We start from the raw sequence: 10,856 nt of genomic DNA, 5'->3' as shown, positions 1-10,856 counted from the left end.
GCGCCCCCGCCGGTCGCGCCGCCGGTGGAGTACGACGACGACGAGGTGGTCCCCGGTGACCTGGGCATCGGCCGCGGTGGCGTGAGGACCCCGGCCGTGGAGGCGCCGGTCGAGAGGTTGGTCGGTGCGCCCTATCCGCACTCCGCGCCCTTCTGTATGTTGCTCGGTCGCACCGAGGTGGTTCCGGACGAGCAGTTGCGCCAGCGGTGGTCGGACCGCGACGAGTACCTGCGGGCCTACACCGAGGCCACCGACCGGCTCATCGAGGAGGGCTTCCTGCTGGCGGATGACCGCGAGGAGGTCCTCGCCGACGCCCGCCCGGAGCGCATCACCTGGTGAGAGGAGTCGGCACGGGCCGCCTGGCTGAAATCAGAGGCCTGCTCGCACGTCTGCCGGTGGCGGCGTCGGCTGGCCCCTGACACACTGGGCCGCTTGTGGTGAAAGCCGGTCCCCGAGGTCCGCGCGAAGGCCACTCGCGATGCGAATGAAGAGGCGGTAATGAGTCAGGAAAGCAACGGCGACCACGACGACGATGTCCGCTGGTCGCAGGTGGAGGATGCGTTCTTCGTCGGTAGCCACCGGGGGAATTTCGTGGGTTATATCGATCAGACGTCGGACGGCACGTTCAGGAAGTTCGACGAGATGTCGCAACCGCGAGGTGAGGCCCGCACATTGGAGAGGTCGATGACGTGCCTGAACGACCTGTACTTCGCCACTGCTCCCGCCGGGGACGACCGATGACGGCGGGCGCGGGTGTGGGAGAGACAGACCGGGCCGAGACGCTGAAGTATCTGGTGTACAGCAGTGTGGCCTCGCGGCCGATGGACCCCGCCGACCTGGAGGCGATCCTGTACACGGCGCGACGGCGCAACCGGGACGCCGGGATCACCGGATTGCTCTTGTACCGCAACGACACCTTCATCCAGTTCCTGGAGGGACCGCCCGCCGAGATCGATTCCCTGATGGAGGACATCTCCGCTGACGACAGGCACGACCGACTGCAGGTCCTGGTCGTGGAGCAGACGTCCCGGCGCAGCTTCGGTGACTGGAAGATGGGTTTCGGGATGCCCAAGGAGACCCGCCCCACGGGTGTCGACGGTGTCCGCGACAGTTTCGACGATCTGACCAGCGGCTCGAGCTACGACGAGGTCCGTCGGGCTGCCGAGGACTTCTCGATCTGGTTCAAGGTCAAGGAGCGCGCCATCTCCTACTGAATCGACCGGGGCCGGAGTCGGACCCAGCCGTGTGTCGCTTCAGCGAGTCCTGCGGGCACGTGGCGTCACCAGGAGCCACAGCCCGATGCCAGCGATGGTGAGTCCGACTGCCGCGATGGCTGACGGCCCCCACTCGATAACGCGCTCGGAATGCTCGAGGCCTGACTGCGGGCCGTCGACGAGGGTGGCGTCGCACCGGCTCGCCACGAGTCCGGCCCACTCGGTTCTGTAGTCCCAGTGCGTCAGCTGCGTGGCACCGTTCTCGAGCATCGACAGTCGGAACGTGCAGGACTCCATCGGCGAGTTGAGCAGGAACGCGGCGACGTAGAGGGCGAGGCCGACGACAACGCCCGCCAGAGCGGACGCCCGGCTGGCCGCTCGTCGGGGACGGACGAACGGGATTCTGCTGGCGGGCACGGCGCACCTGTTCGATAGCGGGGGATGTGGCAGCGGTCAACGTATCGTGTCGCTGCCTCTGCGGGGGCGAGATGACCTCTCCGGCGGGGGCGTGCGCTCCGGCGAGCGCGTCAGCAGGATGATCACCACGAACAGTGCCTGCGCTGCGACGTAGGTGGCCATCACCAGCAGGTCGCACTGGGGCCAGTCGACGAGGTCGGGGCGGAAGGCGCCCAGGGCGATGAGCCCGTCGGACAGCACGAACAGTGCACCCCCGAGCCCGCCGACCCAGCCGTGGCTCGCCGCCAGCCACGCCACCGCGAGCAGCAGCAGCCCGTAGACCACCACGGCCGGCGCGAGCACACCCGCCTCCGGCACCGTCACCGCCAGCAACGCGACCGCGACCACGACCAGCAGCAGCGTCCACGCCATGGGCGAGCGGCCCCGCTCGACGCGGGTGAACGCCACGATCCACAGCACCTGGGCCACCGCGAACCCGCCCACCATCGCGAGGAACTCCGCGTCCTCCGGCACGAGCCGGGGCAGTGAGTCGCCCACCCAGCTCGCGGCCAGTGCGCCGAGCGCCCAGGGCCAGGCTGGCCCGCGGTCGTCGCGCGGCAGCACCAGTAACACCAGCGCGAGCGCGGGCATGAGCAGGACCTGCGACCACGCGCCCGCGGTCGCAGACCCCGCCGCCAGCGCGGCCAGGTGAACCACGGTGACGATGACGATGGGGAGCCAGCTCAGCGCGCGCATGCTCCGAACGGTATCGCGGGCGAAGGCGGACGGCGGGGCGTCGGGTGGGCTCGTCGTCGTCGCCCCTCTCCCCGGGCGTTACCCCGTACGCCGGCGGGACAGCACGGCGTGGGCCACCAACGCCGCCATCACCACCGCACAACACACCACGCCCACGCCGAACGCCATGGTGATGCACTCGTCCGTCGAGTACGTGGAGCCGGACGGGTGGGCGGCGAGGACCGCCGCCGACAGCGCCGCACCGACCGCGCCACCCACCGTGCGCAGGACCTGATTGAAGCTCACAGCGCTGCCCAGCTGGTCCACGGCGACGCTGCGGGCGATGAGCGCCGGCATCGCCGCGTACCCGGAACCGATGCCGGTGCCGAAGAGGAACATGCCGATCGCCAGGGTCCAGAAGTCGCTGTGCCGAAGCCACAGCAGCACAGACGCCACCGTCATCACGGCGGCGCCGACCGGCAGGAACACCGCCATGTCGAACCGCCGGGACAGGGCCCGGACGGTGCGGTTGGCGACGAGGCTGCCCACCGACAGCGGCGCCATCATGAAACCCGCCCACATCAGCGGCACCGCGAGGCCGAAACCCGTCTCACGCGGAGCCTGCGCCACCAGGCTCGCGATGGACAGGCCGATGTACATCGCGGTGCCCAGGCCGATGGCGGTGGCGTTGGCCAGCAGGACCTCCGGCCGGCGGACCACCCGCAGATTCACCAGGGGGTACAGGGTGCGAATACTGTGCACCACCCAGAAGAACAGCGAATACAGGGCAACCACCAGGACCACCAGTGAGGTGGCGGAGGTCCACCCCCACGTCTGCGACTCGGAGATCCACAGCAGCAGCGCCGCCAGGCCCGTGCCCAGGAGAAGCGCTCCGGTCGTGTCGAACGGGGTGCGGGGCGCCAGCGGATCGGGGCCCGCCGGCACGAATCGCCAGACTCCGGCCGCGGCGGTGACGACGAAGAGGGCGGCGAACGCGAATGCTGCCCGCAGGTCGAACGACGCCGCGAGGATGCCGGTGAGCGGATAGCCCAGCCCCATGCCCACCGAGACCGTGACCGACAGCGTGGAGATGGTCGGCTGGGACGCGGTGAACGTGAGATGCCGGCGGGCGAGGGCGATCGTGATGGGCACCGTGCCGTACAGCAGGCCCTGCAGGGCGCGGCCGATGAGGAAGACGGCGAAATTCGGCGCGAGCGTGGCCACGACCGACCCGACGCAGATGACGCTCAGGCTGGCGAGGAGGAGTCGCCGCGTGTGCGGGCCGTCGGCGAGGCGGCCCATGATCGGGGTGGCGACCGCGCCGACCAGCAGGTTGATGGTGAGCATCCACTGCGCCGTGCTCACCGGGACACCGAACTCCGCGGCCACCGACGGCACCAGCAGCATGCCCAACGAGCTCACGACCGAACTGGTCAGGGCGGCGTAGACGAGGGACTGGGTGAACCAGCGGGGCGCCGGCCGGCGATACGGCGCGGTCACCGCTCGGTCCCGGTGTCCAGGCGGCGGAGCAGGGGGATCGCGGCGGCGAGGGTGGTGCGTTCGTCGGCATGAAGTTGGCCGGCGACGGCGTCGACAAGCCAGTCCTGGCCGGCGGCGCGCTCGGCGGTCAGCCGGTCGCGCCCGGCGTCGGTCAGTGCGAGGAGTGTGCGGCGACCGTCAGACGGGTCGGGGGTCCGCGAGACCAGGCCGAGATCCTGGAGCTCTCTCACGGCGTTCGCCACGGCCTGGTGGCTGATCCGCTCGAGACCGGCGAGGTCGGTGGCGGTCAGGGGCCCGCGCTGCTCGAGGTGGAACAGGATCCCGGTCTTGCCCATCGACAGTGTCCTGTGGGCGCTGAGCCGGCGCCACAGCGGGCGCAGCGCCTCGCGGAGGTCGGCGGCGAGCGTGACGGCGTCGGGAGTGGCGGTGTCGGGTGCGGCGGTGACGGGTTCGGTGGGACCGCCCGGGGCCCGAGACGCGGTGGGGTCCGGCATGCGCCAACTCTACAACTAGATTGCGCAAGCTGCTTGCGGGGTTGCGGGTGCACCCCGGCGTCGGAAACGCTCATGGCGGGCAGTGGCCAGAACGGAGACGGCGTAGGACTGCGAGTTGTGCGGGGCGTGGCGGGGTTCGGCGGAACCGAGGTCGAGGTCAGTAGGTTCCGCAGTTGCTGGGCGCCGGCAGCCCGTTGATGCGGTCGTCGAGGTAGCGCAGATTCCCGTCCAGCCCGGTGATCATGGGCGCGGCATGGCCGATCACGAGGCCGGGCGCCATCGCGGGCATCGGGTCGATGACCATGTCGACCGTGGCGCCCTGGGCGCACCAGTCGCGACCGAGCTGCTGCGACTGGTGGCCGGGGACGACGTCGTCGTTCACGGGGGAGACGATCCGTACCGGGGTGGTGGGTTTCAGCCGCCCCACCCGCTGCATCTCCAGGTACTTCATGGCCACCGGGTCCTCGCGGACGATCTCCACGGCGGGTCGGCCGGTCTTGGTGTAGTTGGCGGTGCGGTGCTGGAAGAACTGGACCGCGGTCTCGCCGATGCACTGGTCGGCGGTCGAGGTCAGCATCGCCTGGCCACCGTCGGTGAGGTGGACGTCCATCCGCTCCTTCAGTTCGGGGTAGGCGTCGGAGAGGCTGTTGAGGGCGTAGCCGATCACGCCGGCGATGGCGGACCCGTCGGCCTGGTCGAGCGTGGCCAGCAGATCGGCCGGTGGCGAGCCTGCGGCGGTCCCGACCAGGTCGACCTCTGGCGCGTACTCCGGATGTAGCTCGGCCGCGGCCGCCACCGCCCCGCCACCCTGCGAGTACCCGGAGAACACCGTGCGCGGGTTCGGGCCGGTGTCCGAACCGGGGACGGACGGAGCGACGCGGGCGAGGTCGAGCACGGCGCGGGCCTGGGCCTCGCGGTGAACATACGAGTGGAGGCCGGGCGTGCCCAGTCCCTCGAAGTCGGTCACGGCCACCGCGTACCCGCGGGCCAGCAGGGCGTAGGCCTGGATGATCTCGTAGCCGAACCCGACGCCGGGCGGATCCGTCTGGACGCTGGCCACGTTCTGGAAGGTCTTCGACGGCGCGCAGTGGTCCGCCTGCCCCTGCGTGCCCGGCGCGATCACGGCGAGCGGTCGCGAACCGGCGCCGGCCCAGGGGGCCCGTGGCTGCAGGTAGGTGCCGGTCACGGCGATGTGCTGGCCCCGGGAGCCGACGGAGGTGTACATGATTCGCTGCGCGTCCGTCGACATAGGGCCGGCGCCGTCGGTGAGTGCCTCCGCGCCGGGAATGTCCGGGAGGGCGCCGGCGAGCGGGAACGCCTCCGTCTTGATCAGGCCGCCGCTGCCGTTGGGGAGGTCGGCCGGCGGCTGATAGAACGCGGGCGCCGGGGCGTTGGACGACCCCTGCGCTGACGCGGCAGGGGCGACGAGGGCCCCTCCGGCGACGGTGGTGGTGATGGCGGCGGCGAATGCGGCGGCGCGCAGCGCTGTGCGTCGAGGTGTCACGGTCCCCCCGGACTCATATGGCGTAGATCACGAATAAGCGGAGCCTAGTCGGAATTCGCCCGCCGCGGTGAGGTGTCGTGGGAGGGCGGGTCGGTGAAGACCCCGGGGCAGCGTGGAACGGCGGACGGGGCCCGGCGTTCGCGCCGCGCCCGGTGGCGCTCCCACCAACGGCTGGTGTGGATCACCACGTAACCACCGGCGCGGACTCGCCTCGGCGGCTACCGGCTGTGATCTGCGGGGTCGGTCTCGTCGGAGGACAGCGCCTGCAGCCGCTCCAGATCCTTCGGGTGGATCCCCGGCTGCCGCGCCACCATCTCGAGGGTGATATGCATCTGCTTCTCGAGGGCCCCGGCGCGATCCGAGCACCCCTCCTCGTGAACGTGGGCGATGAGCATGCGAAGGACCCGCAGCAACGTCGCCACGACTTCGGGCTGGTCGAGGCAGCTCTGGCGTATCTGGTCGAAGGCGTGCTCGACGAACTCGTCGGGGTGCAGATTCCACGGTTGGAGGAGTGCCCGCCCCTGCTCGTCCCGGATCGCCAGCGGTGCCGGCGGGGAGGTGAGGACCTTGCGCATGAGAGTGCCCAACCGGAGCAGGATCTCCACGGCCGTGGTCGGGTCGTTGATCGCAGGACTCAGTGCTCGAAGGCCGATGTCGACGAGCTGCCGGATGGCGAAGTCGACGTCCTGGAGCATCGTCCGCGCGGCGGCGACGTCGATCGCCTCCGCCAGGGCGTGCTCCGTGCGCCGGGCCTGGGCCGGATGCACGGTGAACAGGGGCTCGTCCTCGTGGATGTAGGCACCGACCCTGGTTTCCATGCGGATCGTGGTGCCCGGGTCCACGGATCTGAGCATCTGGCCGATGTCCACCTGGCTGACCCAGCCGCTGCGTCGAGCCGGGACCGCGGAGGCGTCCTCGGGTACGGGATGCTCGCGGGGGTCCACTTCGTGCAGGTCGGCGGGCGTGCGAGCGACCGCCTCGACGACGGAGCGTCCCTCTACCGAGATCGCCCGCGCGAGGTTGCCCACCTGACGCCCTGGCTGAGGCGGTCGCGGATGAACGAGCGCATCACGCGGGGCGAGAACTGGCTACTGGCCAGCTGGAGGCTGACGACGGTGAGGGAGAAGACCACTCCGACCGTGGTGATCATCGCCCCCGCCACGGTCGCGACCAGCCAGGTGGCGGCGTTGCTGCTCATCGCCAGGGCGAGCGGGACCTCCGCCTCATCGCCCACGAGATCGTCGACGGCGGTGGCCGCGATCGCGAGCATGACCCCGCCGAACATCGCGGGGAATCGCGGGATCTCTCACTTGTCGCGGCTCTTCTTGGTCTCCTTGTCGTTGGCCTTGCGGAGCGCGTCGACGAGCTCGTCCTTCGTCATGTCCGAGCGGCCGGGGATGTCGAGCTTCTGGGCCTGCTCGTAGAGATGTTCCTTGGTCGCGTTGGCGTCGACGTCGCCCTCGGACTTCCCGGACGGATTCGGGCCCCCGCTCTCCGACTTCGAATCCGACGGACCCGAGGAATCCTTGGGCTCCCAGTGGTCGCCGACCTTCTCGTGCGTGTGCTTCACCGCGCCCCAGGCGGTGCGAGCCACGCGCGACTCGCTGGTGTACTCCTCCTCGGCGGAGTCGTAGGCCTTGGCGAACGTGTCCTTGGCCTTCTGGTCGCTGCGCTGCAGCGTCGAGGGCAGTTCGCTCTCCTTGGCGTGGCCGTCCTTACCGGTCTTGGGCATGTCGTCTCCTCGGTGGTCGCTCGGTCGCTCGATGTGTCGATACCCGTGCCTCCGGGTTCAGGGGGCGTGATCCGACCGGGTGGTCGTCATGACGGCCATTCCTTTCTCGACGGGTCGACAACGGAACCGCGGTTGCTGATGACCATAGGAAGGGCTGCGGGAGAAAGACACCGGTCGGCCGCCGCCCTTGCAGCGCATACCCTAGGGGGGTACCGTATGTGCCATGGCCGAGCACGGATACACCCCCCACAAGGACGACCTCCTCAAGCGGCTTCGCCGCATCGAGGGTCAGGCCCGGGGGTTGCAGCGGATGGTCGAGGAGGACAAGTACTGCATCGACATCCTCACGCAGATCTCCGCCATGACCCGCGCCCTGCAGTCCGTCTCGTTGGGCCTGCTTGAGGAGCACCTCGGCCACTGCGTCGCCGGCGCCATCGAGCACGGCGGCCCCGAGGCCGAGGCCAAGCTCGCCGAGGCGAACGCCGCCATCGCCCGCCTGGTCCGGTCCTGAGACCGCGCCCCGCCCATACGACTGAAAGAAGGAACACCATGTCCGCCACCGCCACCTACACCGTCTCCGGCATGACCTGCGGTCATTGCGTCGCGTCCGTGAAGGAGGAGGTCTCCGAGATCTCCGGCGTCACGGAGGTCGAGGTCGATCTGGAGTCCGGTCGCCTCGTCGTCGTCTCCTCCGACCCGGTCGATCCCGCGGCGGTCCGCGCCGCCGTGGACGAGGCCGGATACACACTCACGGAGGCCTGACCGCGATGACCGCGAGCGACTCCACCCGGACCTCCGCCACCGACTCCCCGCGCGCCACCGGCGCGGCGCCCGCCACGACGTTCGTAGAGCTGCAGATCGAGGGCATGACCTGCGCGTCGTGCGCGAACCGGATCGAGCGCAAGCTCAACAAACTCGACGACGTCACCGCCGAGGTCAACTACGCCACCGAGAAGGCGCGCGTGGAGATCGCCGACGGGATCGAGCCGCAGCTCCTGCTGGACACCGTCGAGCAGGCGGGGTACCACGCGCGGTTGCCGCGTCCTCGGAGCACCGAGCCCCGGTCCGGCCGATCCGCCATGGGCGGCACCACCACCGGCGACGCGCCTGCCACGGACAGCGCCGCCGGCGCCGTCCGCACCGCCGGCAGCGCGAACAACGAGACCGACGACGCCGCCGGCCCCGACCGCGTGGACGAGCTGCGCCGCCGCGTCATCATCTCGGCGATATTGTCGATCCCCGTCATCGCGATGGCCATGGTCCCGGCGCTGCAGTTCACCAACTGGCAGTGGCTCTCGCTCACCCTCGCCGCGCCCGTCGTGGTGTGGGGCGCGTGGCCGTTCCACCGCGCGGCCGCGATCAACCTGCGCCACGGCGCGTTCACCATGGACACGCTCGTCTCGCTCGGCACGTCGGCGGCGTTCCTGTGGTCGCTGTACGCCCTGTTCTTCGGCCACGCCGGCATGCCCGGTATGACGCACGGATTCGAGTTCAGCCTCTCGCCCAGCGACGGCGCGGGCGACATCTACCTCGAGGCCGCCGCGGGCGTCACCACGTTCATCCTGCTCGGCCGCTACTTCGAGGCCCGCTCCAAGCGCTCGGCCGGCGCGGCGCTCCGGTCGCTGCTCGAGCTGGGCGCCAAGGACGTCGCCGTGCTGCGCGGCGGGGTCGAGACGCGCATCCCGGTGGACGCGTTGCAGGTCGGCGAGGAGTTCGTCGTGCGGCCCGGCGAGAAGATCGCCACCGATGGTGAGATCGTCGACGGCGCCTCCGCGGTCGACACCTCCATGGTGACCGGCGAGTCCGTGCCCGCCGAGGTCGGTCCGGGCGACGCGGTGGTGGGCGGCACCGTCAACGCCAGCGGTCGCCTCATCGTGCGCGCGACCCGCGTGGGCGCCGACACCCAGCTCGCGCAGATGGCGCGGATGGTCGAGGACGCCCAGTCGGGCAAGGCCGCCGCGCAGCGCCTGGCCGACCGCATCTCGGGCGTGTTCGTGCCCATCGTGTTGGTGCTGGCCGCGGGCACGTTCGCGTACTGGATGCTCACCGGGGGCGGCGCGTCGATGGCGTTCACCGCGGCCGTGGCGGTGCTCATCATCGCCTGCCCGTGCGCGCTCGGCCTGGCCACGCCGATGGCGCTCATGGTGGGCACCGGCCGCGGCGCGCAGCTGGGCATCCTCATCAAGGGCCCCGAGGTGCTCGAGTCCACCCGCCGCGTCGACACCATCGTCCTGGACAAGACCGGCACCGTCACCACCGGTCAGCACGCGCTGGTCTCTACAGCCGTCGCGGATGGTGAGGTGCGCGCCGAGGTGCTGCGCCGCGCAGGTGCCGTGGAGGACGCGTCCGAGCATCCCATCGCCCGCGCGATCGCCGCCGGCGCGCGCGAGGAGGTCGGCGCGCTGCCGGCCGTCGAGGGCTTCCGGAACCACGAGGGCCTGGGCGTATCGGGCCGGGTGGGTGACGACGACGAGGTGGTCGTCGTCGGTCGGCCCGCGCTACTGGCCGAGCGGGGCATGCCGCTGCCGCACGAGCTCGAGGCGGCCTTCACCGAGGCCGCGCAGGCCGGCCGCACGGCGGTCGCAGCGGGCTGGGGCGGGAGGGCCCGCGGGGTCCTCGTGGTGGCCGATCAGATCAAGGACACCTCCGCCGAGGCCATCCGCCGCTTCCGGGACCTCGGTCTCACGCCGATCCTGCTCACCGGCGACAACGCCGCCGTGGCCGCCTCGGTGGCCGCCGAGGTCGGGATCGATCCCGGCCCGGAGACGGTCATCGCCGAGGTCATGCCCGCGGAGAAGGTCGAGGTGGTCCGCCGCCTGCAGTCCGAGGGCCGGGCCGTGGCGATGGTGGGCGACGGCGTCAACGACGCGGCCGCCCTCGCCACCGCCGACCTGGGTCTGGCGATCGGCACCGGCACGGACGCGGCGATCGAGGCCTCCGACATCACGCTGGTCCGCGGCGACCTGCGCTCGGCGGCCGACGCGATCCGCCTGTCGCGGCGCACGCTGGGCACCATCCGGGGCAACCTGTTCTGGGCGTTCGCCTACAACGTCGCGGCGCTGCCGCTGGCCGCTGCCGGACTGCTCAACCCGATGATCGCGGGCGCGGCGATGGCGTTCTCCTCGGTGTTCGTGGTGGCGAACAGCCTGCGCCTGCGGAGGTTCCGGGCCGCCGTCTGACCGGCTCGGCTGGGGCCCTCCCGGCCCAGCCCGTTTCCTGGCCGAGCCGCCTCCCGGCCAGCCCCTCCCGGCCAGCCCCTCCCGGCCCAGCCCCCTCCCGGC

The 10,856-nt window shown here is 71.0% G+C and carries 14 protein-coding genes; 6 read left to right on the top strand and 8 right to left on the bottom strand.

The window, feature by feature from the left end; genetic code table 11:
• The 3 genes from HMPREF3086_RS19700 to HMPREF3086_RS15810 form a co-directional block, all read left to right on the top strand.
• A partial coding sequence (locus HMPREF3086_RS19700; RefSeq protein ID WP_256386797.1) for an alpha/beta hydrolase domain-containing protein occupies positions 1-339 on the top strand: 339 nt, incomplete at its 5' end.
• Between the two features lie 159 nt (positions 340-498).
• On the top strand, positions 499-741 hold the full coding sequence (locus HMPREF3086_RS15815; protein ID WP_061229870.1) for a hypothetical protein: 243 nt from the start codon (positions 499-501) through the stop codon (positions 739-741).
• 14 nt (positions 742-755) lie between these two features.
• Entirely contained in the window at positions 756-1,214 is a 459-nt protein-coding gene (locus HMPREF3086_RS15810; RefSeq protein ID WP_246831020.1) for a BLUF domain-containing protein, read from the top strand.
• Between the two features lie 39 nt (positions 1,215-1,253).
• On the opposite strand, the gene HMPREF3086_RS15805 is transcribed toward HMPREF3086_RS15810, so the two are convergent.
• The 8 genes from HMPREF3086_RS15805 to HMPREF3086_RS15770 all read right to left on the bottom strand — a co-directional run bounded on the left by HMPREF3086_RS15805 (position 1,254) and on the right by HMPREF3086_RS15770 (position 7,575).
• Positions 1,254-1,631, bottom strand: coding sequence for a hypothetical protein (locus HMPREF3086_RS15805; protein WP_061229868.1), 378 nt, complete (start codon positions 1,629-1,631; stop codon positions 1,254-1,256).
• Between the two features lie 36 nt (positions 1,632-1,667).
• Positions 1,668-2,366 (bottom strand): lysoplasmalogenase, encoded by a 699-nt coding sequence (locus tag HMPREF3086_RS15800; protein ID WP_070722873.1) that lies wholly within the window; start codon positions 2,364-2,366, stop codon positions 1,668-1,670.
• A gap of 78 nt (positions 2,367-2,444) precedes the next feature.
• The gene (locus HMPREF3086_RS15795) at positions 2,445-3,845 is read right to left on the bottom strand and encodes an MFS transporter (RefSeq protein WP_070722871.1); all 1,401 of its coding nucleotides are present in this window, start codon (positions 3,843-3,845) and stop codon (positions 2,445-2,447) included.
• Positions 3,842-4,339, bottom strand: coding sequence for a MarR family winged helix-turn-helix transcriptional regulator (locus HMPREF3086_RS15790; protein ID WP_083324484.1), 498 nt, complete (start codon positions 4,337-4,339; stop codon positions 3,842-3,844). The genes HMPREF3086_RS15795 and HMPREF3086_RS15790 overlap by 4 nt, the downstream gene beginning before the upstream one ends.
• Positions 4,340-4,496: 157 nt before the next feature.
• On the bottom strand, positions 4,497-5,843 hold the full coding sequence (locus tag HMPREF3086_RS15785) for a lipase family protein (protein WP_246831019.1): 1,347 nt from the start codon (positions 5,841-5,843) through the stop codon (positions 4,497-4,499).
• A gap of 218 nt (positions 5,844-6,061) precedes the next feature.
• Positions 6,062-6,871 (bottom strand): DUF2254 family protein, encoded by an 810-nt coding sequence (locus HMPREF3086_RS15780; protein WP_070722869.1) that lies wholly within the window; start codon positions 6,869-6,871, stop codon positions 6,062-6,064.
• Positions 6,841-7,128, bottom strand: a complete 288-nt coding sequence (locus tag HMPREF3086_RS18660; protein WP_070722867.1) for a DUF2254 family protein — start codon at positions 7,126-7,128, stop codon at positions 6,841-6,843. Before HMPREF3086_RS18660 ends, HMPREF3086_RS15780 begins: the two co-directional genes overlap by 31 nt.
• A gap of 21 nt (positions 7,129-7,149) precedes the next feature.
• Positions 7,150-7,575: a ChaB family protein gene (locus tag HMPREF3086_RS15770; RefSeq protein ID WP_070722864.1), complete on the bottom strand. Its 426-nt coding sequence runs from the start codon at positions 7,573-7,575 to the stop codon at positions 7,150-7,152.
• 223 nt (positions 7,576-7,798) lie between these two features.
• Here HMPREF3086_RS15770 and HMPREF3086_RS15765 point away from each other — a divergent pair, with 223 nt between their 5' ends.
• From HMPREF3086_RS15765 to HMPREF3086_RS15755, 3 genes are read left to right on the top strand one after another with little or no spacing between them, the layout of a single operon-like run.
• The gene (locus tag HMPREF3086_RS15765; protein WP_070722862.1) at positions 7,799-8,086 is read left to right on the top strand and encodes a metal-sensitive transcriptional regulator; all 288 of its coding nucleotides are present in this window, start codon (positions 7,799-7,801) and stop codon (positions 8,084-8,086) included.
• A gap of 38 nt (positions 8,087-8,124) precedes the next feature.
• Positions 8,125-8,337 (top strand): heavy-metal-associated domain-containing protein, encoded by a 213-nt coding sequence (locus HMPREF3086_RS15760; protein ID WP_061229862.1) that lies wholly within the window; start codon positions 8,125-8,127, stop codon positions 8,335-8,337.
• A gap of 5 nt (positions 8,338-8,342) precedes the next feature.
• Positions 8,343-10,754: a heavy metal translocating P-type ATPase gene (locus tag HMPREF3086_RS15755; RefSeq protein ID WP_070722860.1), complete on the top strand. Its 2,412-nt coding sequence runs from the start codon at positions 8,343-8,345 to the stop codon at positions 10,752-10,754.
• Positions 10,755-10,856 lie beyond the last annotated feature (102 nt).

This window comes from Dietzia sp. HMSC21D01 (assembly GCF_001815995.1).
Classification (GTDB): domain Bacteria; phylum Actinomycetota; class Actinomycetes; order Mycobacteriales; family Mycobacteriaceae; genus Dietzia; species Dietzia cinnamea.
The sequence above is the reverse complement of the archived record's forward strand: the minus strand, read 5'-3'. Positions and strand labels throughout refer to the sequence as shown.